Origin of the sequence: Acinetobacter sp. AS23 (assembly GCF_023612055.1) — a bacterium.
GTDB lineage: Bacteria > Pseudomonadota > Gammaproteobacteria > Pseudomonadales > Moraxellaceae > Acinetobacter > Acinetobacter oleivorans.
This window is the reverse complement of the sequence record NZ_CP082274.1, coordinates 769,685-794,968: the sequence shown is the minus strand read 5'-3', so window position 1 is coordinate 794,968 and position 25,284 is coordinate 769,685. Positions and strand designations below refer to the sequence as shown.

The window sequence follows — 25,284 nt, the reverse complement described above, 5'->3', positions numbered from 1 at the left end:
GAGTTTTATGATTTTTTTAATTGGATTGGCATTTTCTACCGACTTACCATTCCCAATCTTAATTTAAAAATTTGCTTACAATTGTACTGATACTTCATTTTTTTTCTGCACGTTGTTGTTGAATTGACTTATTATACCATCCCGATGCAGTGATTTTACTGACTTTTTTGCTCGGGTCTTGATGACTAACTCTCTGTGAGAACGTTATTTTTTATCCATAAGTATAATTGACAAAATTTCAGTACTCACTAATCTTATAGCAAATTTTGACACCGTCTGATTCGCACATGAGAACATTAGGATTTCGAGTCAGATCAACATTCACCAGGACAGGAGATCTATTGAATGTCTGAAGCAAATGGCAAAAAAGCCGTATTACATCTTGATGGCAAAGAAATTGGTTTACCAATCTACAGTGGCACTTTAGGTCCAGATGTAATTGATGTCAGCAGCATATTGAAAGAAGGTCATTTTACTTTCGATCCTGGTTTTATGGCGACAGCTGCATGCGAGTCTAAAATTACGTTCATTGATGGTGACAAAGGTATTTTATTACACCGCGGTTACCCAATCGACCAGTTAGCAACTCAAGCAGACTATCTTGAAACTTGTTATTTATTATTAAATGGCGAGCTCCCAACTGCTGAACAAAAAACAGAATTTGATGCCAAAGTTCGTGCTCACACTATGGTTCACGACCAAGTTAGCCGTTTCTTCAATGGTTTCCGTCGTGATGCTCATCCTATGGCGATCATGGTTGGTGTTGTTGGTGCATTATCTGCGTTCTATCACAACAATCTTGACATTGAAGACATCAATCACCGTGAAATCACTGCGATTCGTCTAATTGCAAAAATTCCAACACTTGCTGCTTGGAGTTACAAATACACAGTAGGCCAACCATTCATCTATCCACGTAATGACTTAAATTACGCGGAAAACTTCTTACACATGATGTTTGCTACTCCTGCTGACCGTGATTACAAAGTAAATCCTGTTCTTGCTCGTGCAATGGATCGTATCTTCACGCTTCACGCTGATCACGAACAAAATGCTTCGACATCTACAGTACGTCTTGCTGGTTCTACTGGTGCAAACCCATACGCATGTATCTCTTCAGGTATTTCTGCGCTTTGGGGACCTGCTCACGGTGGTGCAAACGAAGCTGTTCTTAAGATGCTTGATGAAATCGGCAGTGTAGAAAATGTTGCTGAGTTCATGGAAAAAGTAAAACGTAAAGAAGTTAAACTCATGGGCTTCGGTCACCGTGTGTACAAAAACTTCGACCCACGTGCTAAAGTCATGAAACAAACTTGTGACGAAGTTCTTGAAGCATTAAATATCAATGATCCTCAATTAGCGCTTGCTATGGAACTTGAACGTATTGCATTGAACGACCCGTACTTTGTTGAACGTAAACTTTACCCTAACGTAGACTTCTACTCAGGTATCATCCTTAAAGCGATTGGTATCCCAACAGAAATGTTTACAGTAATCTTTGCTCTTGCACGTACAGTAGGTTGGATCAGCCACTGGTTAGAAATGCACAGCGCACCATACAAAATCGGTCGTCCTCGTCAGCTTTACACTGGCCCGACTCAGCGCGACATCAAACGTTAATATTCGAAAGAAAATTAATGATAAAAAAGCTGCCTTCTGGCAGCTTTTTTATTGTGGTATTTTCAATTCAATTTAAAAACTTATTCTTCATCAAACACACTTAATAAATGATGACTAATTCCATCAGCTCTTAACCAAGCCAACTCATAACTCGCTTTAGCCAAAGCTAGAACACGTCTTTCAAATTCAACCCAGATTGTTTTGACTTGAGGTTCTGAAATACCCAAACCACTTTCTGTTGCCAGATGCTTATTTTTTTCACATATTTTTAAAGCATGATAAAGCTTGCGACCTTTACTCGCCCCTTCCATCAACCGAACACGCTTACTTAAAATAAATCCCTCTACATGCTGTAAGTTCGCATGAGGCAACATAGGTACTAGGATTTGATTCAACTGATCATCTAAGCGCTTCCACACAGCCAAGCGTTGCTCTGCTGTATACGTATTCCATTGAATCACTTCATGGTTAAAACGGCGACAACCACGGCACACCTGATCACCAAAAACTGTTGAACAACGCCCTGCACATGGGGTGAGAGAGAGCATTCGATGATCATTACTCAAAACAAACTCCTTAAATAAACCATATACTTTTTATGGTTTTCTCGCTTATTACACATTTTCGCGCTAAAATATGCGCCTTAAATTTATATCTTAATACATTTGGAGTTTTCCATGAACGCTACTGTAGAACAGCTTGCACCTGTAGAACAGCAAGCGACCGCGGGTTGGGTTGTTGCAGCACTATATCAATTTAAAGAAGTTCAAGATCCTGCAGATCTTCAGCAACGTCTATTAGACTTAGTGAAAACAATTAACCTTTGTGGAACTCTGATTGTAGCAGGTGAAGGAATTAATGGTACTGTTGCGGGCGATCGTGTAGCAATTGATAGTCTCTATCAATTTTTGCTTAATGAAGGTTTTGCTTCTATGGAATACAAAGAATCCCATAGCTCTGACAAACCTTTCCGTAAAATGAAAGTTAAACTTAAAGAAGAAATTGTGACTTTAGGTGTTGAGGTTAAACCCCGCGACTTAGTGGGCCACTACCTTGATCCAAAAGAATGGAATGATTTAATTGCACGTGATGATGTAATTTTAATCGACACGCGTAATGACTATGAATATAAGGCGGGTACTTTCAAAGGTGCAATCGACCCGAAAACCGAGACATTCCGCGAGTTCCCAGAATATGTCAAAAAAGAGCTAGAGCAACATAAAGATAAAAAAATTGCGATGTTCTGCACAGGTGGTATTCGCTGTGAAAAATCAACATCTTTACTTCTTCAAGAAGGCTTCCAAGAGGTTTATCACCTCAAAGGCGGTATCCTTAAATACTTAGAAGAAACCCCAGCCGATGAAAGTTTATGGGAAGGCGAATGTTTCGTATTTGACGGACGTACAGCTGTAACTCATGGCGTTGAAGAAGGCGTAAATATTAAATGTCATGCGTGTGGTTGGCCATTAACTCCAGAAGAGTCAGCTTTAACGAGTTATGAACATGGTGTTTCATGCGTGTATTGCATCGACAAGACAACTGAAAAACAAAAAGCTGGTTTCCGTATGCGCCAGTCGCAAATTGCAGCTGCAAAGCGTAAACGCTTGTAATAAAAGAGGGCATCAAATGATGCCCTCTTCATAATAGGTTATATAAAGCAAATTTAAGATATGAGTCGTTATTATGAGGTACGTGATCTAGTTGTTGCACAAACTAAAGCATCACCCTCCCCATTACCAGCACTTACACCATTAATTTGCCCATTAGTCAGAAATGAAATTCCAATATTATATAAAACATCCTCTTGGGCCGATAAAACAGGATTAGAGGCTACAAATAAAGTACCAATAGATGTTTTCGAAGGAATCCCATCATTCTCGTCTTTATTGATAAACGTAGATATAGTCAATTTACCATTACTAACTGTGAGCATATCACCCACTTTTGTTAAACTACACTTTTCACCAAAAGGTGTAATTAACTGATCTTCCTTAAAATCAGGTAAAACATCTGAAGTACAATAATTATATCTTTCAATTATACCTGAGTCATATTGTTGGCAAGCCGTCGTATCTATATTAATATTTAAAGGATTGACAAGAATTTGATCTGATTTCACCGGTAATTGAGATAAATTTCCATCTTTAATTAACATTAACAGTGCATCATAGTCTTTAATGTCTCTATTATTCTTAATAGCTTCCAATAACTCTTGAATAGCTTGATGAATAGGATTATTTGCTTTCATCTCAGCATTAAATAGATCCATATCATTATTAATACCATACCCCTTTTTAATAAGTTCAGCTACCAAAGCAGAATTTGCAGAATTTAACTTTTCTGTAGTCATGGTTCCAGATTGATACCACGTTCCAGGAACTTGGTTACTAGCATAAGCAACGACCATATCCGTAAGCGGATTAATATTTACATTATCCTCACGCTCGACATAACTATAGTAGCTTTGTCCATTAGCCTTTACCTGTAAACGACAAGGAAACTTACTATTGTCTACTTCACCTTGCCATTTACCTTGGACATTAACATTTACAGTATTTTTAAAACCAGCTCCATCTTTACAAATTGCTGTTACATTTGCACCATTCAAAGCAGAATTTGAAAATGCTGTACCAGAGATTAATTTATAAGTAACTTCATTTTGATTAGATTGTGAAATTTTATCCTCACTAACACTGTTACTATTTTCACCACCACAAGCTATAAGCAATATTACTGAGAGCAAGCCACTAATTTTACAAATTATATTCATATTAAATCGCATTGTTATAACACTAAAAATTTTTATATCAACCATGGACTAATACATGATGATAGGTAAATTAAACTCTATTAAAAGTATAATTTTAAAATAACAATAAATATTATATATAAATAAAATTAATGTAAAAATATTATTATGCTCAATTACCTATTAAAAAATTCAGGTAATAAAAAACGCCCTAGAAAGGACGTTATTTATTATTTCTTCTAATAAATTAATTTGGAGTATGGTACATCAAATATAATTCATTCAAATTATCTGGAATTTCTTCTGCCAGTTCATCCATTAACTGTCCATTACGACGGAAAGATTCCATCTGCGGATCTTCTTCATCAATTCCACTAAATACCATCATTGGTAAAGTTAAATCAATTAATTGTTCTTCATGTTCAGGGGCAAACCATGCCTCTTCATTTAAGAACATCGCATCAACAAATCCCACACTCCAGTCGCCTAAGCTAGATTCAACATCAGCTTCTTCAATTTCAAATGGAAATACAATTCCATTCTCATTTGCTAAGTCTTGTCGAATTGACTCTAACCACGCCTTGATTTGCTGAATAATTTCAGCAGGAACCTTTTTATGGTTATTATCAAACAGCTCATCTAACCAACGGTCAAACTGAGGGCCTACTGCAATTGCACACAGAAAACCATGAGTTGCAGCGAAATCTAGACCATACTCATTGTGGTCTCCATCTAGATATTCACTTAATTGGTCTAAATCTAACGCACTCATTGTGTTACCTGACTATAAAAAAGAAATCTACGATAGAATAGCATTTAAGCCGACGATGCCCTATTCAGATTTGATTAGTCTTCATCATCAAGATCATCATCGTCTAAATCGTAATCAAAATCTTTCAACTCACGCTCTAAACGGCGTTGAGCCAATAGATCATCAATTAATCTACGTTTTTCTAATGATTCTTTCGCAGTGATTTTGCCTGATGACTCATCAAAACCGACATCATCATCATCACCGTAGTTATCATCTAGTTCAAAATCTGTAGAAGACACTAAAACTACCTCTAATGAAAAAATGTGAATGGGTCTAGGCGCTATTTATCTCTCTTACAGAATCATGTCAAGTTTTATTTATATTTTTTTCATTAAACTGCATATTTGTACTTTTTTTCACCCGAAAAATTGTGTATTTATAAAACTCAACTATTTTTTTGATCAAGAAAAAATTCTATGATCTTTTCTATGGTTTAAGCTTGAAAAAAATGATTTTAGCCCAATATTCAAAAAACAGACGTGAATTCAAAGATATTTTTTATTTAACGGTTACCGATCAAACCCAAAACATTTCAAGCAAATTGTGCTATCATGCACGGTTTTTCACTGCCACAGATTCAACGAAGAGTAAGCAAAGATGAGCGATATGCATTCCCCTACTTCTCAAGTAGCGGCTCTGATTAGCCGAGGCAAAGAACAAGGTTACTTAACTTACGCTGAGGTTAACGATCATCTGCCGGACTCGATTACTGAAAGCGAACAGATTGAAGACATTATTCAAATGCTTCAAGACGTTGGTATTCCTGTACACGAGCGTGCACCTGAATCTGACGATACCATGTTCGGTGAGTCAACTGACACAGCCGATGAAGTTGCTGAAGAAGAAGCTGCTGCCGTACTTGCATCGGTTGAAAATGAGCCTGGACGTACGACAGATCCTGTACGTATGTACATGCGTGAAATGGGTACAGTTGAACTGTTAACCCGTGAAGGTGAAATCAGCATTGCAAAACGTATTGAAGAAGGGATTCGTGATGTCCTTAACTCAATTGCGTACTGGCCAAATGCTGTTGAAGTTGTATTAAAAGAATATAATGATTTCTTGACTGGCGAACGTCGCCTTGCCGATATTTTATCTGGCTATCTTGATCCGGAAACTGACGAAGATATTCCTGAAGTTCTAGAAGAAGAAACAGAACTTGAAGAAGATGATGCGCCAGCTACACCAGCAAAAGAAGTTAAGCTTGACGATGACGAAGAAGACGAAGAGTCAGAAAGCGACGATGATTCTGAAGGTGAGTCTGGTCCAGACCCTGAAGTTGCAAAGATTCGTTTTAATGAACTTGAATCTGCATGGACTAAGACAAAAGGTATTATTGAGAAACATGGGCGTAATAGCCCTGAAGCAGATGAAGCTTTAGAAGCTTTAGCTACTGTATTCATGATGTTTAAATTTACACCACGTTTATTCGATATCATTTCTGAAATGATTCGTGGCACACATGAACAAATTCGTGCCAATGAACGTGAAATCATGCGTTATGCAGTACGTCGTGGCCGTATGGACCGTACTCAATTCCGTACATCTTTCCCTAAGCAAGAATCTAATCCAGCTTGGTTAGATGAACAGATTGCTAAAGCTCCTGCTGAAATCAAGGCGCATTTAGAAAAAGTTCGCCCAGATGTTTTAGCATTCCAGCAAAAAATTGCAGATATTGAGAAAGAACTTAGTTTAAGCGTTGCTGAAATTAAAGATATTTCTAAGCGTATGGCGATTGGCGAAGCGAAAGCACGCCGTGCTAAGAAAGAAATGGTAGAAGCCAACCTTCGTTTGGTAATTTCGATTGCGAAGAAATATACCAACCGTGGTTTACAGTTCCTTGACTTGATTCAAGAAGGGAACATTGGTTTGATGAAAGCGGTAGACAAGTTTGAATATCGTCGTGGTTATAAATTCTCGACTTATGCAACTTGGTGGATCCGTCAGGCGATTACCCGTTCGATTGCCGATCAGGCTCGTACAATTCGTATTCCTGTACATATGATTGAAACGATTAACAAGATCAACCGTGTATCTCGTCAATTGTTACAAGAAATGGGCCGTGAACCAACACCTGAAGAATTAGGTGAACGTTTAGAAATGGACGAAGTTAAGGTTCGTAAGGTACTTAAGATTGCCAAAGAACCGATTTCAATGGAAACACCTATTGGTGATGATGAAGATTCGCATCTTGGTGATTTCATTGAAGATCAAAACATCACTTCTCCAATTGATGCTGCGACTTCAGAAGGCTTAAAAGAAGCAACACGCGAAGTATTGGAAAACTTAACTGAACGTGAAGCAAAAGTATTGAAGATGCGTTTTGGTATTGATATGCCAACCGATCACACACTAGAAGAAGTGGGCAAGCAGTTTGACGTAACACGTGAACGTATTCGTCAGATTGAAGCGAAAGCATTGCGTAAATTACGTCACCCTTCTCGTTCTGAACACTTACGTTCTTTCTTGGAAAATGACTAAGTTTTGAAGGCTTGAAATTTCAAACCCAAGCCCCATTTAATAGAAAGAGCTATAAACGCCTGCGATAATGCAGGCGTTTCAAATCATGAGGTAACTTATGTTAGACCGCACTCCATCTCGCGAACTACAAGAACATCTTTGGGTATTTCCGATGGATTATCCAATTAAACTTATTGGCGATGCGGGTGAAGAATTACGTGTTGCTGTAGTCGACATTTTGGTGAAACATTTCCCAGACTTCGACCACTCAACATTAAAAGTTCAAGAATCTCGCACCGGCAAGTATCATTCTTTAACAGCACAATTGCGCTTTGAAGAATTAGAACAAGTTCATGCACTTTATGCCGACTTGGCTGCTTGCCCGCAGATTAGAACTGCGCTTTAATTTTCAGTTCTTCAATCAATACCACAGTCAGACACTATTACTGTGGTATTTTTTTTGAGAAATTTTTAAGCTATCAAACAGTGAAAAAACAATACAAATATTTAGAAACCCTATTATAAAATCCTTTAAAATTACAGGGTTTTCGGCTTCTATCTTGCAGATATTAACTGGGTGCCGCAGAAACCAACTTATAGGAAGATATTGTGATGAGCCTTGATAAACCAAACTTGATCATTCGCCAATGGAACGATTTACAAGATTATCAAAGCAAGTTCGAAACCATGAAACTCTTAACAAACGAGCGTGATCAAGATACGCCTGATGAGTTATGGTTACTTCAACATCATAATGTCTTAACACAAGGTCAAGCTGGTAAACCTGAGCACATCCTAATTTCTTCAGATATTCCTGTAGTGCAAACTGATCGTGGCGGACAAGTGACTTGGCATGGACCCGGTCAACTTGTGGCTTACTTCATGTTTGATCTTAATCGTCTAAAATGGAACGTACGTACATTGGTCAGTTTTGCTGAACAATTCATGATAGATGTTTTAAAAAAATATGGAATTGAAGCTTATGCCAAGCCCGATGCACCTGGGGTATATGTAGATGGCCGCAAGATCGGTTCTTTAGGTTTTAAAATTCGTCGTGGTCGTAGTTATCATGGATTAGCATTAAACTTGGACTGTGCCTTAGATGGATTCCAGACCATCAACCCTTGCGGCTATGCAGGCTTAGAAATGGTACGTATACAAGATTTAGTGACTCCTTATCCATCATTTGGTCAACTTTGTCAGGACTTTATTGAGTATATTAATAGTACTGGGTACTTTAATGACCCTAAAGTCAAATATGAATAAATCGCTTTGCGATGAAATAAAAATGGATTAGAGTAATTACTCTAAATTTGCTTTCGCATAATTTTAACAAGGGATACGCGAGTGATTTCGACAAAAGCGGTAAAGCCGACTCTGCAACTTGCCTACGTTAAGCTCATGATGGATGTTATTGGGCGTGGCTTGGTCATGGCAAGTCAAGTGGACACTGAAATACAAGAGGAAGTATCTAAATTTCCTGTTCACTTTGTACTTTCAATGAATGTTTTCCCGAATGGACCAGCATTTTTTGCTCGAGTGACAGAAGACAAACAGTTAGAACTACTTCAAAGAGCTGAAAGAAAACCAGACTTAACGATTACATTCAAACATGTCACCCATGCCTTTTTAGTGTTTTCTTTTCAAGAAAGTACTGCTCAAGCATTTGCCAATGACCGAATGATTGCCGATGGTGATGTATCTGCTGCTATTCGCTTAGTACGCTGCCTAAATAAAATGGAAGCTCTTATTTTACCTAAATTGGTTGCTTCACTAGCAGTCAAAGAATACCCAACCGAACTGAGCCTAAAAGAAAAATTCAACGAGGCTGCAAATATTTATCTAAAAGTAGCCAAGTCCTATTTCAAGCGGAGCGCATAACATGGCCAAACCATATTACGAATTCTTTTGTCCTGTAAAAGTCATTGCTGGTAATGCTGCGCTAGAACATATTCCGTTTGAGCTTGCAACTTTGGGTGCAAAACGCCCTCTTATCATTACAGATAAGGGTGTACGTGCAAACGGCTTATTAAATCCAATTGAAGCTGCATTTAGTACAACTGATGCTGTCATTGGCCATGTTTTTGATGATGTTCCACCCGACTCGAGTTTAGAGGTCGTTCGTCTTGCAGCAGAAGCTTATCGTGCAAACAAATGTGATGCGATCATTGCTGTAGGTGGTGGCTCAGTTATAGATACTTCTAAAGCAACTAATATTTTAGTTTCTGAAGGTGGAAATGACTTATTGCAATATGCAGGTGCTCATAACCTACCGAAACCATTAAAACCATTTTTTGTGATTCCAACAACTTCTGGTACTGGTTCTGAAGTAACAATGGTTGCCGTGGTTTCAGATACTCAAAAGAATGTTAAGTTAGCATTTGCTTCATATTATTTAATGCCACATGCAGCGATTTTGGATCCGCGTATGACGCTTACATTACCGCCTCATTTAACTGCAATGACTGGTATGGATGCATTAACGCATTGTGTTGAAGCCTATACATGTATGGCTGCCAATCCATTAAGTGATGCTTATGCAAGTGCCGGAATTAAAAAGATTAGTGAAAATCTCTTTAATGTCTTAGAAAACCCAAATGACTCACAAGGCCGCTTAGAGTTAGCACAAGCTTCTACAATGGCGGGTATTGCATTTTCTAATTCAATGGTTGGCTTAGTTCACTCTTTAGGGCATGCTTTAGGTGCTGTTGCTCACCTACCCCACGGCCTATGCATGAATTTATTCTTACCTTACGTACTTGAATATAATAAACAAGTAAATGGTCAGAAAATTGGTGAGTTGCTATTACCACTTGCTGGTGCAGATATTTATGCACAAACTCCTGCAACCCAGCGTGCAGATAGAGCAATTACGACTATCTTAGCAATGCGTGATCGCCTATTTACTTTAACAAAGTTACCACGCACTCTACGTGAAACAGGTAAAGTAACTGAAGCACAGCTTGATGAAGTTGCAGAAAAAGCACTAAATGATGGCTCAATTATTTACAACCCGAAAGAAGCAAGCTTAAAAGATATCCGAGATATCTTAGAAAAAGCTTGGTAATTCGATAAGTTAAACTCCAAGAAACTCCATAAAGGTCTGATTTATATAATGAATCAGACCTTTTTTGTCACTAAGCATTTTTATTGATTATTTTATTTGAAACATATGGCAAAAAAATTGCTAAAAAATAGATGAAAGTACTGACAATTTATATCAATTTAGGATAGATTGGCGCACTTTATCTTTTTCTGTAGGGGGGATCGTTCGTCTCAAACGATCCTTAACACCAAGCTGATCCTTGATCAACGATTATGAGGATAACGCCGTTGACAAATTTATCTGGGACTAAACCAACAGGCAAGCTTCAAAAGAATCTTGTACTTTGGCATATTGTTATTATTGGTTTAGCTTACATTCAGCCCTTAACGTTATTTGATACTTTTGGTTTAGTGTCAGAACGAAGTGGTGGTCATGTACCAACTTCCTACATTTTTGCATTAGTCGCAATCTTATTAACATCGATCAGTTATGGACATATGATTAAGCGCTACCCTTCTTCTGGGTCGGCTTATACGTATGCTCAAAAATCAATTCACCCTAATGTTGGCTTTATGGTGGGTTGGTCTTCTTGGTTAGACTATCTACTGTCACCGCTTGTTAATATTATCTTGGCAGATATTTATCTAAGAGCTCTTTTTCCAGAAGTAAATAACTGGTTATGGGTGATTGGTTTAACAACGCTCATGACTGTTATTAATTTATTTGGTGCACGGTTCGTTGCACGTTTTAACAGTACGATTGTTGTTATTCAGCTTGGCGTAATTTTTTATTTTGTTTATCAAGTATATATCTTACTTACTCAAGGTGTATATGCAGATGGAACTTTAAATCCAGATAAAGCAGCATTGTGGTCATTAACTCCTTTTTGGAACGATATGACGTCTGTCAGTTCTTTAATTGCTGGCGCGACTGTACTCTGCTTCTCTTTTACCGGATTTGATGCTTTATCTTCTCTTGCTGAAGAAACAAAAGATGCAGAAAAAACGCTACCAAAAGCTATTTTTTCTACAGCATTACTTGCAGGTATTATTTTCATTGTAAGTACTTACTTCATCCAATTATATTTCCCAAGCAACCCAAACACTTACTTCAATCCTTTAGATGAATCACAACCTGTGATGGTCGCTGCGATTGGTAGTTTGATGTTTAAAACTTTGGTTTTATATTTTGCTGTAGTCGCTGTGATGGCATCAGGTATTTCTGCACATGCGGGCGTATCACGCTTAATGTATGTGATGGGACGAGATGGAGTCATCAACAAGAAATTATTTGGTCATATCAGTCCAAAATTGCATACTCCAACTTATAACATTCTTATTGTTGGTGTGGTTGCTTTATCTGCTGGCTTTTTAGATCTTGAACATATTGTTAACTTGATTAGTTTTGGTGCTTTAACTGCTTTTAGTTTTGTTAACTTCTCTGTAGTTTCTCGCTATGCATTAAGAGATGGCAAGAATAAAACGCTTAAAGACATCATTAATTATATTGCTATACCAACGCTTGGTTTTGCCAGTGTGTTTATGATGTGGTTAGAGATTGATAAGCTTGCCTTACAAATTGGCTTAGCTTGGGCCGTTATTGGTGTAGGTTATTTGGCCTATAAAACCAAAGGCTTTAAATATAATGCTCCACAGCATAATGAACATGAGTAATAAAAAAGGCGCTTAAAGCGCCTTTTTTATGGTTAAATTAACCAAAAATTTTATTTACAATGCTTTGTACACGTTGAGCATAAAGTTTTGCTGTTTCAAGATCACCTGTTGGAACCTCTTCCACACTTGCATCCGAAGGCGATTGAACTAAAAGCCCAACTGAGCCGCCTAAGTTGTTTACATCTTCACGTGTTGCATCTTTCGTATTTGCTGGCAATAAACCAAGACTCACCCAAATGCCACCATGCTGTGATGCTAAAGTTTGTAGTTGAATAAGAGTTACTTGCTTATCACCATTTAAGCTCGCGCTGTTTGTAAAACCTGCAAATACTTTATCTTGCCAACCACGTGTAAACCACACTTTTGAAGTTGCATCAGCAAACTTTTTAAACTGCCATGGCGCTGTACCCATATAAGTAGGCGCACCAAAAACAATCCCCTTCACATCATTTAATGTCTGCCAATCTTGATCAGTAATATTTCCCTCTTGATCAATTTGGATGAGCTGAGCATTAATTTCTTTTGCAAACGTTTCAGCCACGACTTTAGTGTGACCATAACCAGAGAAATATACAACCGCGATATTAGAGTTAGACATGGGAGCAAACCTTTGTTTTATTAAATTCCACTTTATGATATATTTTAGAAACTAGGTGTCAATTAGTTACTAGTTGGTAACTAGGGTAATTTTTCAAAAAATTATAGGTAAATGGTATGAATGAATGTCTAAAATATAATATTTTTCAACAACATTGCCCTGCTCGTTTATTTTTTGAAAAAATTGCAGATAAATGGGTTTTATTGATTTTAAATGTTCTTGAGGAAGAAACTCAGCACTTCAATTTGCTCAAAAAGAATATTCAAGGTATCTCCCCTAAGGTCTTATCACAGAAGTTAAAAATGCTGGAGAGAGACGGTTTTATTGAGCGTAAAATTCAGAATACATCCCCAATTCGTGTTGATTACTCACTTACCGCTTTAGGGCAAAATGTAGCTTCCATGGCATTTCAATTAAAGGAATGGGCTGAAACCAATATTGAGCAAGTTTTAGCAGCCCAAATGACTTATGATGGAAAAGTGCTAGAGCAAGCTTAACCCATAAATCCTTTAAAATTTTATTGAACTTGATCAATTAAGCTTTTCTCTTAGCTTAAAAGCCGCTCAACTTAATTAATTTTAATGGATTCAGGCGGCGCACTTATTTTAAATTGAATAGTTAAAGGTTCGCATTGTTTTAACTCCTGCTCATTTTTCAAATAGGTGCTTTCTAGACCATATTTCCAAGTACCATTCATGACTTCAAATGCAGGATAATTGACAATAAAAGTTTTGGTTTCATTAGGCTGATATTCGTAAGTTTGAATCTCTTTACACTCATTTTCTGGATAAGAACGTTTAGTATTACCAAATAAATAGAGTTCTAAAGGCACATAACACGCAGGTTGTCGTTCTTGTATTTTCTCTAATCCCTTATTAGTTTGAGTAATCTGCAAAGCAATTGTGCCATTTAAAGTTAACTGCTGTGCATATTTAAAAACCGTTTCTTTTTCGATAGGTTCACGCGTTACATTATTTAAGAACTGTAGTTTACGATGCAAGTCATTACAGTCATCTTCAACAGGTGCGGGTAACCAGATTTCATTATCTTTTGAGTCACCTTTCTCACCATCGGCAGGTGTTTCATAATCACCTGGTTTACCGGGTTTAGTCGGATTTCCCGATCCACCTAAACTGGCACCACCTGCGAATAAATCCTCTCCGCAAGCAGTCAAAAGACCACCCATCAAAATGAAACTCATGGATATTATTAGTTTTTTATAAGTTGTTTTCATCATATTGATAAGCTCCGAAACGGAAAGTTTTGGTTGCACCCTCTTTTCCTTCATCGAGTGCACAACGTTCAATGGCTAACTTGAGTACTTTTAATGATAGATCTTCCCATAAGCGTAAACTTGCTTCTTTGAGTAAAGTAATCGATTCATCTGTTAGTTCATCAGCAAAAATTGCTTGTTCTAAATAGGGTTCTTTTTCTGGCTGAAATAAATTATGAACTCCGGCAGCTAAATGTGCCTCTAAGTTATTCGTTAATAATTTTCGAACCTCGAATTGCTCAACATCAGGCATAAAACTACGCTGCTGCAATACCACAAGGCCATCTTCTTCTTTCACAATGTTCAGACGCTCAAGTTCGTTCAAAATAGATCTTGGGTGTTTTTCGGTTGAAACTTTCTTTACCAAACTTTCAAAGCTAATCTGATCTTCGCTAATAAACGGAATTTTTTCTGCCAATCCCTCTGCAAGCCACAAGCCAATCACCCGAGCAGGAACACTTACTGGCTCTGCTACTTTTGCTTCTGTTAAAGGCTGCCCAGCCTGCATCGCCTTTTTAAATGCATTCACATCTTTGCGATGTAACCCTGAAAGTAAACTGACCGCTGAATCAGTTGGCTTTTGTTCTATACGCTCTAGCTCAGTTAAAGCCTGTTGATAGAAAACAGGTTTCAAAGCAGTCGCAAAGTCGTTATATCCCACTCCTGAACGAATTAACCATTGCGTCAGGTATTCCATTAACATTAATACCTGCTTCTGATTAAGTTCTGCATTGTTCGTTTGGAGTGTGGTCATAGGGTAACAATTTTCCTTCATATTTGAAAAACAGTATGGGCCGAGCAATTGTCACACTGAACGGTTTAAGATGCAATTTTCATTCTTAGACCTCTTTTGGAAACCGATCAACATAATGATTTGGCGCATTAAAATGGGTAAAAGAAATACTGATTGAGACATCTAAACTTTCTACACTATGCCACCAACCAATTGGGATAAACAAAGCCTCCCCAGCATTCAAAATACATTCCACTGGAGTGATTGATCTTGCCAAAGGATATTTTTCAAAATCAATTTTATTTGCATTACTTAATTCACTAAACACCCAATGATCGTTATATAGATGAGGAACTTGCAAGGCAGGGATTAAAGTTACTTTTTTGCGCCCATAAATTTGAACTAACATATTATTCGTTAAATCATGATGTAATGGCGTGAAAGTTCCTTTAGGTCCAAACCATAAAAAACTACGCTCATCTTTTAAAGCCGAGTCACAATAACCTTCTGCAAAATCACCAATATCTAAAAATAGTTCTTGAAGCATCTGATGGCTGTTGGTCGCATTATTTGCAGTCATATAAAAATCATTACTAGCATCAACTGCCATAACTTTTGATACAAATTCAGACATCTTCATTTTCTGTTTTAGTGATGGAGAATGTCTTTCAAACTGTTCATCTAAATTTCTATTCATCTGAACTTCAACTGAATGATGGCCAAATTTAGAAGCAAAATATTGCGGAGACCATTTGTGCAAAGCTGGCCAATGTTCGATTCCTTCTTTTAAAATCACAGGGCGATGTTGACTATAATAATCCTTTATAAAATCAGAGAACTGTGGAGCAGTAATTGAAGGAATTTCTTCACTATAGCCAGAGTTTAGCTGTGCCAATTGGTCTACAGTTTCTATTAGCCATTCACGTTTTTTAAGTTGATGATGCTTTTTCTTCAAAATTTTATATAACTGATTATTTTCTAAATTATTTAAATATTCTTTTACTTTTAAACCATCATGCCCCTGCTCTATTAATATTTTTACTATTTCCGCAGACGTGACCTTATTTAAAACTTGTTCAATTATCCACTCTTGATCATGATCCAATAGAGTCTGAAATTTCAAATCATTCATTTCAAATCTTGGCTCAAATCCATTTGCTTTTAATACATCAACTAATTGTTCAATTCCACACCCTTTTTCTAAATTTTCTTCAAGCCAGTTTTTCCATTCTAATGGCAACTGGTCAAACCATTTTTGACTTTGTTCGAATATTTCAATTTGATTATAAGCTGCCATGTTGAACCTTTTTTCAAATTTGATCTTTACAACTGCATTATAATTGATCTATTTTAAAAATGTTAAATTTTCACATTTTAATAAAAAAAGGGTTCATGTGATGAATAACATAGTAAAAGGAAGCAGTATTGCTTTGATTTTTATAGCTTTAAGTGGGTGTGGGTCTGACGATAATGATTCGACACCAACACCAACACCAACACCAACACCAACACCAACACCAACACCAACACCAACACCAACACCAACACCAACACCAACACCAACACCAACACCAACACCAACACCAACACCAACACCAACACCAACACCAACACCAACACCAACACCAACACCAACACCAACACCAACACCAACACCAACACCAACACCAACAAGTGTAGCGGATCGCTTTGTTGGAAGTTGGTTAGCGGGCAAAGGAGGTTGTATTAACGGTTCTGCTCTAAAAATGAACGTCATTAAGGTTTCTGATAATAGCGTTCGATTTGCTAGTGAAACAATACGTTATGAGAATGAATCGAACTGTACAGGTAACATTGTTGCAAGTTACCGCCAAGCTGAAGATTTTAGTCTGGTTTCAAATATTGGAGCACCTCAGACAATACAAACCTCAAGCTATAACAAAGTAGATTGGCAGCTTGTAGTAGCAGGAAAGCTAACTCAGAAACAGCCAGCTATTCTAGGGTTTAAAAATGCAAATCAATTCTGCCTAGTTCCTACAGATGAGCCAAATGCGATACATAATTATTTGCAGCAAGCAAACTTTGATTTAACAACTACTTGTTTCACAAAAACAACACCATCAGCAAGCATGCAAAAGCCAACACAAGTATTGGCAACAGCAAGTTATAGACTAGCGGACAATCAAGAATCTTGGGCCGATCTATTAACCCAACTTAACGATCAAGGACGCCAAGGCTATGCACTTCTCACACCATCTGTAAGTTTGGATAATCCTGATAGTAGCTTTGCCCTATATAAAAATTTATATGTCAAAAACAATAAAACCACTGATACATACACCTATAAAACAGTTGATGTTAAAACTAATTCAGTAGCAAACCGTTATTTACTATGGGTAAATGAGTTAAATAAACAAGGTAGCTTAGGCTATATATATAAACTCTCATTTGGAGAAGTAACTTCGAATACAGATAAATATCTATTTGTGAAAAATGATAAGAAACCAGCAACTTATACTTACTCTAATCGCTTCTTAACCAACACTTCCCGCACGAGTATTTTGAATGCCTTCAACGAACTTGGTGCACAAGGTTGTAAGCTAATTTATGCAAACTCAGCATTCACTAATAATGGCACAACGAATGGAACCTTCTATGTACCTACTTGCGTAAATAGTAGTACGCATAACGGAACCTATGCGTATCGTTATTTTGAAGTTCCACAACATATTCCGTTTAACAAAGATGATGCAATTAAACTTGAAAAACTTCTTAAAGAGCAGGCAGCCGAAGGTTATAGACTGGTTGATGCGAACAATAATCTAGGCTTCTTTAATATTGATGGTTACCTATTTGAGCGTGATAGTGAAAATACGGGACCTATTGAATATAAAGTATTTATTGAAGATGCTGCATCCGAAACAGATGAGCCATATCTCGTTGAAAATCGAATTCAAGACCAAGGTAAATTAGGTTGGTTCTTTGCAGTTCGACTTGGATCGGTCTATACCAACTCACCAACAAATTATGATTTAGCAAGTGGTGTAATTTTCCCTAAATAAGACATCTAAAAACAAATAAGGCCACAACTGTGGCCTTATTCTTACTTAAAATTAGATAACTTATCCTAAGTTTTTAAAACCCTGCTGACGCCATGCCTCATAAACAATCACTGCGGTTGCATTAGATAAATTTAAACTTCTTGAGTTTTCAGCCATTGGCAAACGGATCCACTGTTCTTGTGGAAACATTAAGCGGACATGCTCAGGCAAACCACGTGTTTCTGGCCCCATCAGTAAAGCCACAGGCCGATTCAAATCGACTGTATGTGGAGTCGCTGAGCCTTTAGTGGTGAGTGGAAAAACATGCTCAACACCTTTAGCTTTTAAGTCTGCAAGGCATAGTTCAATGTTGTCCCAAATCTGCATACGCGCCCATTCATGATAATCAAGGCCTGCTCGCTTGAGCTTTTTATCATCTAACTCAAAACCTAGTGGCTTGACTAAATGTAGCTGTGCGCCCGTATTAGCACATAAACGAATGATATTGCCTGTATTGGCAGGAATTTCAGGCTCGTATAGGACAACATGAATCACAAATTTTCTCGACTTTAATAACCAGCAATAAATTCAGATAAATTTATTGCCATTTTAACTGTTCACGTAAATTCACCACTTCACCAATAATAGTTAAAGTTGGCGCTACGATATGATGTTCAGACACTTTAGTTGCAATATCAGCTAATGTTCCAACAATAACTTTCTGTTCTGGTGTGGTGCCTTTAGATATTAAGGCTACAGGCATATCAGCACGTTGACCATGAGCAATAAGTTGCTCACAAATGCGTTCCAAACCAACTAGCCCCATATAGAGGACTAAAGTTTGATTTTCATAAACTAGTTCATTCCAAGGGAGTTCAGGGGAACCTTCCTTTAAATGCCCAGTCAAGAAACGTACACTTTGTGCATAGTCACGATGAGTTAATGGAATTCCTGCATAAGCTGAACAACCTGATGCTGCGGTTATCCCTGGCACAACTTGGAAAGTGACATTTGCCTCAACCAGCTCTTGAATCTCTTCACCACCACGCCCAAAGATAAATGGATCACCACCTTTTAGACGACAAACACGCTTTCCTTTTTGAGCATATTCAACCAGTAAAGCATTGATTCCATCTTGGGGAACAGAGTGATTTGAACGCGCTTTACCTACATAAATTTTGGTCGCATCGCGGCGGCAAAGTTCTAAGATCGGTGCAGACACCAAACGATCATAAATCACAACATCTGCTTGCTGCATAAGACGCAATGCTTTTAATGTCAGTAGCTCAGGATCACCTGGTCCAGCCCCCACCAAATAAACTTCACCTTTAGGTGCAGTCCATTCTGTTAAGGCTTGCTGAATCAAATCATTTGCAACTTCTAAATTGTCATTAAAAACTTGTTCTTTTAATGGGCTAGCATATAAGTTTTCCCAAAAGATTCGACGCTCATCTGGGTTACTAATCTTTTCTTTTACTTGCTTACGCCATTGACCAGAAAACTCAGCAAGTTTCCCCATGCCATGTGGAACAATCGTTTCTATTTGAGTACGAAGTTGTCTAGATAAAACGGGTGATGCACCATTTGAGGCAACAGAAATGATCAATGGAGAACGATCAATAATTGCTGGAACCATAAAGCGACAGTGTGGAATATCATCGACACTATTTACCAGTAAATTACGCGCTTCACATTGCTCAAAAACAGCTTTGTTCACTTGCGCATCATTAGTCGCAGCAATGACTAATCTGTAAGGTGTATTTAAAAAAATTTCAGCAAAGGTCTCAGCAAAATACTGCCCTCCACTCGCCTGAACCAACTCTAAAAGCTGATCTTCAATTGCTGGAGCAATAATATCAATTACGGCTCCAGCTTTGACTAAAAGATTTGCTTTGCGCAAAGCAATATGCCCACCACCCACAATCAGACAACGTTGCTGTTGCAACTTTAAAGAGATTGGAAAAATATCCACCTTAAACCTCTACATTAATCATCTGATTTGGGTTAAGCAAAAACCATGCACAATTTAGATGCAAAGCTTAGTCAATAAAGGTTAAACCACCCATATATGGGCGTAATACTTCTGGAATCTCGATAGAACCATCTTCACGCTGGTAATTTTCCATTACAGCAAGCAAAGTACGTCCAACTGCAAGACCTGAACCATTTAGTGTATGCACTAATTCAGTCTTCTTTTGATCCATTCTGTAGCGTGCTTTCATGCGGCGTGCCTGAAAATCACCCATATTAGAGCAACTTGAGATTTCACGATAAGTATTTTGGCTTGGAACCCAAACTTCTAAGTCGTAAGTTTTAGTCGCACCGAAGCCCATATCCCCACCACAGAGCAAAATTTTGCGGTATGGCAAACCAAGTGCCTGCAAAATACCCTCAGCATGCGCAGTAAGGTCTTCAAGTGCCTGCATAGAAGTTTCAGGTTTAACGATTTGCACCATCTCAACTTTATCAAACTGATGCTGACGAATTAAACCACGGGTGTCGCGACCATAAGAACCAGCTTCACTACGGAAACACGGTGTATGCGCTGCATATTTTAATGGCAAGCGTTCGGTATCAATAATCTCATCACGAACGAAGTTAGTAACAGGAACTTCTGCTGTAGGGATGAGGTAATATTCTTTTTCACCTTGAAGTTTGAACAAATCTTCTTCAAATTTTGGTAACTGACCAGTACCACGAAGTGAATCCGCATTTACCAAATAAGGCACATAAGCTTCAGTATAGCCATTCTTTAAAGTATGGGTATCAAGCATGAACTGCGTTAAAGCACGTTGTAGGCGCGCTAAAGAACCTTTCAACACACTAAAACGTGAACCAGTCAATTTAGTCGCAGTTTCGAACTCTAAACCGCCCATCCACTCACCTAAGTCAGTATGATCTTTGATTTCAAAATCAAACTGACGAGGCGTACCCCATTTTGAAATTTCAACGTTATCATCTTCATCTTTACCAGCAGGAACAGACTCATCTGGTAAGTTAGGGATGCTAAGCGCTTTTTGTTCAATCTCGTTTTGGAGCTCTGACAAAGCAACTTCAGCAGCTTTGATTTCATCACCAATCGCTTGCATACGCGCCATGATTTCAGAAGCATCACCACCGGATTTTTTAATCTGACCCACTTGTTTTGCACCGGCATTACGCTCTGCCTGCAATTTTTCAGTTTTTGATTGCAAGTCTTTACGGCGAGTTTCTAAAGAAGCCCATTCCTGAACATCTAATTGAACACCACGTTTTGCCAAAGCTGCATTAACAGCTTCAATATTATTTCTGAGTAACTTAGGGTCGATCATAATCAATCATAATATGGGTAAAAAACTGGCTATAGTGTAAGGCCTTCACACTAAAAAATATAGTGATCATCTTCATAACGAATAGCTTTCACACAATTGTTAGAATAGATCACCTATTTTAGAACTTATAGTTTGGCACACTCGGTAAATACTCAGGTTTAATGAATTTACTCGCTTCAAAATACGGCAGTGTTAATTCAGACATTCCTTCGGCATAAGAAGCCAATTCATAAATTGGATAGACAAAAACAATCCCATTTGCGCCGTAGTAGAAATTATCACTTAATTGCAGTTTTTCACGACTGATATTGTGCTCTTGAAGCCAATTTGTATTTGCATCAAAAAGTGCATCAACTAATTGTTTTTCAACATCAGGCTGAATGAGCTCAGCAACAGTAATATGTTTTTTATTTAATAAATCAAAAGTCACGAACTCTTGATGTGACATGCCATGTGCTGCGCCAACAGAATACGAATAAGTCTGTAATGCAAAAGTTGCAAGATTATAATTTTGCCCTAAATAGCGAACATAAATTGCGCTTTGACTCGAACGCGGCTCACCTTCAGGTACCTCTACAGGTTTATCAGCCAAGTTTGCAAAAGCATTCGGATCTGCTTTCTTTATTCGATTAGTGAAGTAATCATTAATCCACTTTTGATTGGTTTGTACTGTTTGAAAGTCATACTCAGTACAACCATCTTCTAAACAAACTTTTGATTTTGGCAATTTTACTGGGATTACTTTTGCCTGAATTACAGGAACACCAGCCTCTTTAGTTTCTTTAACTTTTGCAGTCGAAGCAGCCTGCTCTTCTTTGGCTGTCGACTTTGGTTGGCAACCACTCACAATTGCCATTGCAGCCATTAATGGAAGAATACAAATAATTTTTTTATCGTAAAGTCGCATAATAATCCCCATGAATTTACCTCTATCACTATACAAAGCGTCCGATCGAGGTGGGGTTAAAAAATGTATCTATCTCTCTTATATAAAAAAAGCTACCGTGAAAGGTAGCTTTTTTTGAAGAGGCTTTAATTATTGATCAATAATATCTGTGCCTTTTGGTGGCGTAAAGTTAAAGACAGATGCTGGAATTGAAGCATTTACTTTCACGTTCTTAAAGCGCACATAAGTAGTCTGACCTAATGAGTCTTGTAACACCATAAGCGTAGGCACTTTATTTGCTCCAAAACTAATTGTTAAGCTTTGGAAAGCGCCATCTTCTTTTTTAGGGAATAATGTGAAATAAAGTTTTGATTTATCGGGTTGCGTTACACGGTAAGATTTCATGATTTGATTAGTATTACCAGAGAGTAATAACGCTGGTGTATCTGCAACCTGATCATCTAAGCTTTGGCGAACCGCTTGTTGTAAATCTGGATCATAGATCCAAACTGTTTTCCCACTTGTTACAATCGTTTGTTTAGCAGGACTTACTGTTTCCCAATAAAATTTCCCTGGACGTTCAACTTTCATTGAGCCTTTGAATGTCTGGTTCATATGCTGTGCACTTAAACTCTTTTTCTGTGCCACAGTTTTTGTATTGGCTTTAGTTGTTTGTTCAAAATCGGCAGTCAAACGCTGTAAACCTGATAACTGATTAACCAGGTTCCCAATTGCCTGTTGCTCCGGTGCTGCTACAGGCGCAGCAAACACTGTAGTACTCATTACAGGAGCAAGCACTGACGCGCTGAGTGTAATAGCACACATAGTTTTACGAAGCATATTCATGTCATCACCTTTTTAGTTGCTGTAAGACAACTTGCCATCTTCCAAAGTTATGAAACTTAGCAAGCTCTTAATTCAAGACTCATATTAACCGACAAACTCTGTGCTAATCATTGAGAAAATAAGATATTTTGTTATGTTATTCATGTTGTTTGTAGAATTTCATTCATCATGATGAAGATACACCAGATTAAATTCCATAAAAAAAGCCCACAAAATGTGGGCTTTTTTTGAAGCTAAAACTTATACAGTTTCAACTTTTACGTAGCGACGGCCAAATTGACCTTTCACTTCGAATTTTACTACGCCGTCAGCAGTAGCAAATAAAGTATGGTCACGGCCCATACCAACATTTGCACCAGCGTGGAACTCAGTACCACGTTGACGAACGATGATGTTACCAGCAGTTACAGCTTGACCGCCGTAAACTTTAACACCTAACATTTTTGGGTTTGAATCACGACCGTTCTTCGTCGATCCACCGGCTTTTTTAGTTGCCATGTCTCTTACTCCTCGTGATTAGCCTGAAATACCAGTAATTTTCAACTCAGTGAACCATTGACGGTGACCTTGTTGTTTACGGTAGTGTTTACGACGACGCATTTTGATAATGCGGATTTTGTCGTGACGACCATGGCCAACCACTTCTGCAGTTACTTTAGCGCCAGCTACAACTGGAGCACCGATTTGAATGCTGTCACCGTTTACAACCATTAATACATCATCAAATGTAATAGTCGCGCCAGATTCAGCTTTCAATAATTCAACTTTAAGGGTTTCACCCTCAACTACACGGTGCTGTTTACCACCGCTTTGGATTACTGCGTACATAATGTACTCCAATTAGCCCGTGTCGTCGTGCCGATAAGGGATATATCGATCTTAAAACGCTCGCCACTGGGGTTATATAAGGCGACAGATTTTAAGTGAAATTTGATCAAACGACAAGTATTTTCTATTTATCAGTGGCTCCTATTCCCCTCTTTTTACAAAATCAACAGACAGCTTCGATTGGAATTTAGCAGTTTTCATTGATTCTGAATGAAAATTAAAATACAGTTCCAGACACAAATTGCGACAAGAACAAGTTGTATTAATGCTGATGTCATTAAATTTATTGTTTTGCCGGAAATATCATGTTTTGCTTAAATAAAGAACAAAGAACGCATAAAGACAATAGAAATGATTAATATCAGCCACTTGTTTACCTGTGCAACACACCTTTAATTGTTACACTAACGCCACTTATCTACCAATACGGGGTTTTTCTTCATATGGTCATCGATTTCAAGCAAGACATTCTTGCGCCTGTTGCCTCAGACTTTGCTGCGATGGATCACTTGATTAATGAAGGAATTAGCTCAAAAGTCGGTTTAGTCATGTCTGTCAGCAAACATGTGGTTGAAGCTGGCGGAAAGCGTATGCGCCCGATTATGTGTTTACTGGCGGCTCGCGCTTGTGGTTTAGACAACATGCAAAATGCTCAACGTCTGGCTGCAATCATTGAAATGTTGCATACCGCGACATTAGTCCATGATGATGTGGTAGATGAATCTGGGCTTCGTCGTGGTCGACCTACAGCAAATGCGACATGGAATAATCAAACAGCCGTTTTAGTCGGTGACTTCCTTATTGCTCGCGCTTTTGACCTATTGGTTGATTTAAACAACATGACTTTATTGAAAGACTTTTCAACAGGTACATGTGAAATTGCTGAAGGTGAAGTATTACAACTTCAATCACAGCATCAACCCGATACAACCGAAGAAACATATTTAAAAATTATTCACGGTAAAACATCTCGCCTGTTTGAGTTGGCTACAGAAGGTGCCGCTATTCTGGCTGGGCAAGAGGCGTATCGTGAACCATTAAGATTGTTTGCTGGTCATTTTGGTAATGCATTCCAAATTATTGATGATATTTTAGACTACACTTCAGATGCTGAAACATTAGGTAAAAATATTGGTGATGATTTAATGGAAGGTAAGCCAACTTTACCGTTAATTTCTGCATTAGCACACTCAACAGGTGAAGAGCATGCGATTATTCGTCGCAGCATTGCAACTGGTGGAGTGGACCAATTATCTCAGGTCATAGAAATTGTACAGAAGTCTGGTGCTTTAGATTATTGTCACCAACGTGCCCAAGAAGAAACAGAAGCAGCACTGCAAGCTTTATCAAACCTACCTGATACACCGTATCGTCAGGCTTTGATTAACTTAACTCAGCTTGCGTTACATCGAATACAATAGATATTA

26 protein-coding genes are annotated in these 25,284 nt (G+C 38.0%); 11 read left to right on the top strand and 15 right to left on the bottom strand.

The genetic code is table 11. The features are described from left to right. Positions 1-345 precede the first annotated feature (345 nt). Complete coding sequence (gene gltA / locus K6I41_RS03880) at positions 346-1,620, top strand: citrate synthase (protein WP_004789414.1); 1,275 nt, start codon at positions 346-348, stop codon at positions 1,618-1,620. A gap of 80 nt (positions 1,621-1,700) precedes the next feature. On the opposite strand, the gene K6I41_RS03875 is transcribed toward gltA, so the two are convergent. Beyond that, complete coding sequence (locus K6I41_RS03875) at positions 1,701-2,186, bottom strand: DUF1289 domain-containing protein (protein WP_005310058.1); 486 nt, start codon at positions 2,184-2,186, stop codon at positions 1,701-1,703. 111 nt (positions 2,187-2,297) lie between these two features. On the opposite strand from K6I41_RS03875, the gene trhO reads away from it, so the two are divergent. After that, a complete protein-coding gene (gene trhO, locus K6I41_RS03870; protein ID WP_005310055.1) occupies positions 2,298-3,230 on the top strand; it encodes an oxygen-dependent tRNA uridine(34) hydroxylase TrhO in 933 nt (310 codons plus the stop codon). 71 nt (positions 3,231-3,301) lie between these two features. Here trhO and K6I41_RS03865 read toward each other — a convergent pair whose 3' ends face one another. From K6I41_RS03865 to K6I41_RS03855, 3 genes are all read right to left on the bottom strand, one after another. Then, positions 3,302-4,390 carry a hypothetical protein gene (locus tag K6I41_RS03865; protein WP_250375752.1) on the bottom strand — a complete coding sequence of 363 codons (1,089 nt, stop codon included), beginning with the start codon at positions 4,388-4,390 and terminating at the stop codon, positions 3,302-3,304. A 226-nt stretch (positions 4,391-4,616) separates the two neighbouring features. Further along, positions 4,617-5,141: a YecA/YgfB family protein gene (locus K6I41_RS03860; protein WP_004789407.1), complete on the bottom strand. Its 525-nt coding sequence runs from the start codon at positions 5,139-5,141 to the stop codon at positions 4,617-4,619. A 74-nt stretch (positions 5,142-5,215) separates the two neighbouring features. Continuing rightward, positions 5,216-5,422, bottom strand: a complete 207-nt coding sequence (locus tag K6I41_RS03855; protein ID WP_002116495.1) for a PA3496 family putative envelope integrity protein — start codon at positions 5,420-5,422, stop codon at positions 5,216-5,218. A 358-nt stretch (positions 5,423-5,780) separates the two neighbouring features. Between K6I41_RS03855 and rpoD the strand changes: the two genes are divergently transcribed. The 6 genes from rpoD (at position 5,781) to K6I41_RS03825 (ending at position 12,362) form a co-directional block, all read left to right on the top strand. Continuing rightward, positions 5,781-7,664 (top strand): RNA polymerase sigma factor RpoD, encoded by a 1,884-nt coding sequence (gene rpoD, locus K6I41_RS03850; protein WP_005310050.1) that lies wholly within the window; start codon positions 5,781-5,783, stop codon positions 7,662-7,664. Positions 7,665-7,761: 97 nt separating this feature from the next. Further along, entirely contained in the window at positions 7,762-8,049 is a 288-nt protein-coding gene (locus K6I41_RS03845; RefSeq protein WP_002116017.1) for a YbeD family protein, read from the top strand. Positions 8,050-8,255: 206 nt separating this feature from the next. Then, entirely contained in the window at positions 8,256-8,909 is a 654-nt protein-coding gene (lipB, locus tag K6I41_RS03840) for a lipoyl(octanoyl) transferase LipB (RefSeq protein ID WP_005310047.1), read from the top strand. 81 nt (positions 8,910-8,990) lie between these two features. Continuing rightward, entirely contained in the window at positions 8,991-9,524 is a 534-nt protein-coding gene (locus K6I41_RS03835) for a hypothetical protein (RefSeq protein ID WP_004789401.1), read from the top strand. 1 nt (position 9,525) lies between these two features. After that, on the top strand, positions 9,526-10,710 hold the full coding sequence (locus K6I41_RS03830) for an iron-containing alcohol dehydrogenase (protein WP_004789399.1): 1,185 nt from the start codon (positions 9,526-9,528) through the stop codon (positions 10,708-10,710). Between the two features lie 266 nt (positions 10,711-10,976). Continuing rightward, positions 10,977-12,362: an APC family permease gene (locus tag K6I41_RS03825; protein ID WP_013196978.1), complete on the top strand. Its 1,386-nt coding sequence runs from the start codon at positions 10,977-10,979 to the stop codon at positions 12,360-12,362. A gap of 37 nt (positions 12,363-12,399) precedes the next feature. Here the strand turns inward: K6I41_RS03825 and K6I41_RS03820 are convergent, their stop codons facing one another. Then, positions 12,400-12,960, bottom strand: coding sequence for a flavodoxin family protein (locus tag K6I41_RS03820; protein ID WP_250375235.1), 561 nt, complete (start codon positions 12,958-12,960; stop codon positions 12,400-12,402). 116 nt (positions 12,961-13,076) lie between these two features. Between K6I41_RS03820 and K6I41_RS03815 the strand changes: the two genes are divergently transcribed. Continuing rightward, a complete protein-coding gene (locus K6I41_RS03815; RefSeq protein WP_005310032.1) occupies positions 13,077-13,457 on the top strand; it encodes a winged helix-turn-helix transcriptional regulator in 381 nt (126 codons plus the stop codon). A gap of 71 nt (positions 13,458-13,528) precedes the next feature. On the opposite strand, the gene K6I41_RS03810 is transcribed toward K6I41_RS03815, so the two are convergent. The 3 genes from K6I41_RS03810 to K6I41_RS03800 form a co-directional block, all read right to left on the bottom strand. After that, positions 13,529-14,161 carry a hypothetical protein gene (locus K6I41_RS03810; protein WP_250375751.1) on the bottom strand — a complete coding sequence of 211 codons (633 nt, stop codon included), beginning with the start codon at positions 14,159-14,161 and terminating at the stop codon, positions 13,529-13,531. A 16-nt stretch (positions 14,162-14,177) separates the two neighbouring features. Further along, positions 14,178-14,987 carry a DUF6502 family protein gene (locus K6I41_RS03805; RefSeq protein WP_250375234.1) on the bottom strand — a complete coding sequence of 270 codons (810 nt, stop codon included), beginning with the start codon at positions 14,985-14,987 and terminating at the stop codon, positions 14,178-14,180. A gap of 85 nt (positions 14,988-15,072) precedes the next feature. After that, the gene (locus K6I41_RS03800; protein WP_250375233.1) at positions 15,073-16,263 is read right to left on the bottom strand and encodes a cupin-like domain-containing protein; all 1,191 of its coding nucleotides are present in this window, start codon (positions 16,261-16,263) and stop codon (positions 15,073-15,075) included. Between the two features lie 100 nt (positions 16,264-16,363). Here K6I41_RS03800 and K6I41_RS03795 point away from each other — a divergent pair, with 100 nt between their 5' ends. Beyond that, a complete protein-coding gene (locus K6I41_RS03795; protein ID WP_250375232.1) occupies positions 16,364-18,007 on the top strand; it encodes a PT dipeptide repeat lipoprotein in 1,644 nt (547 codons plus the stop codon). A 60-nt stretch (positions 18,008-18,067) separates the two neighbouring features. Here the strand turns inward: K6I41_RS03795 and K6I41_RS03790 are convergent, their stop codons facing one another. The 7 genes from K6I41_RS03790 to rplU all read right to left on the bottom strand — a co-directional run bounded on the left by K6I41_RS03790 (position 18,068) and on the right by rplU (position 23,857). Beyond that, a complete protein-coding gene (locus K6I41_RS03790; protein WP_002116042.1) occupies positions 18,068-18,541 on the bottom strand; it encodes a tRNA (cytidine(34)-2'-O)-methyltransferase in 474 nt (157 codons plus the stop codon). A 43-nt stretch (positions 18,542-18,584) separates the two neighbouring features. Continuing rightward, positions 18,585-19,958, bottom strand: coding sequence for a siroheme synthase CysG (gene cysG / locus K6I41_RS03785; RefSeq protein WP_198307152.1), 1,374 nt, complete (start codon positions 19,956-19,958; stop codon positions 18,585-18,587). 67 nt (positions 19,959-20,025) lie between these two features. Then, positions 20,026-21,297, bottom strand: a complete 1,272-nt coding sequence (serS, locus tag K6I41_RS03780) for a serine--tRNA ligase (RefSeq protein WP_013196969.1) — start codon at positions 21,295-21,297, stop codon at positions 20,026-20,028. Positions 21,298-21,415: 118 nt separating this feature from the next. After that, positions 21,416-22,216 carry an RsiV family protein gene (locus K6I41_RS03775; protein ID WP_151768328.1) on the bottom strand — a complete coding sequence of 267 codons (801 nt, stop codon included), beginning with the start codon at positions 22,214-22,216 and terminating at the stop codon, positions 21,416-21,418. Between the two features lie 117 nt (positions 22,217-22,333). Further along, a complete protein-coding gene (gene lolA, locus K6I41_RS03770; protein ID WP_250375231.1) occupies positions 22,334-23,029 on the bottom strand; it encodes an outer membrane lipoprotein periplasmic chaperone LolA in 696 nt (231 codons plus the stop codon). A 240-nt stretch (positions 23,030-23,269) separates the two neighbouring features. Beyond that, positions 23,270-23,527: a 50S ribosomal protein L27 gene (gene rpmA / locus K6I41_RS03765; protein ID WP_002116037.1), complete on the bottom strand. Its 258-nt coding sequence runs from the start codon at positions 23,525-23,527 to the stop codon at positions 23,270-23,272. Positions 23,528-23,545: 18 nt separating this feature from the next. Continuing rightward, positions 23,546-23,857: a 50S ribosomal protein L21 gene (rplU, locus tag K6I41_RS03760; protein WP_004639133.1), complete on the bottom strand. Its 312-nt coding sequence runs from the start codon at positions 23,855-23,857 to the stop codon at positions 23,546-23,548. Positions 23,858-24,300: 443 nt separating this feature from the next. On the opposite strand from rplU, the gene sdsA reads away from it, so the two are divergent. Continuing rightward, entirely contained in the window at positions 24,301-25,278 is a 978-nt protein-coding gene (gene sdsA / locus K6I41_RS03755) for an All-trans-nonaprenyl-diphosphate synthase (RefSeq protein WP_005310003.1), read from the top strand. Positions 25,279-25,284 lie beyond the last annotated feature (6 nt).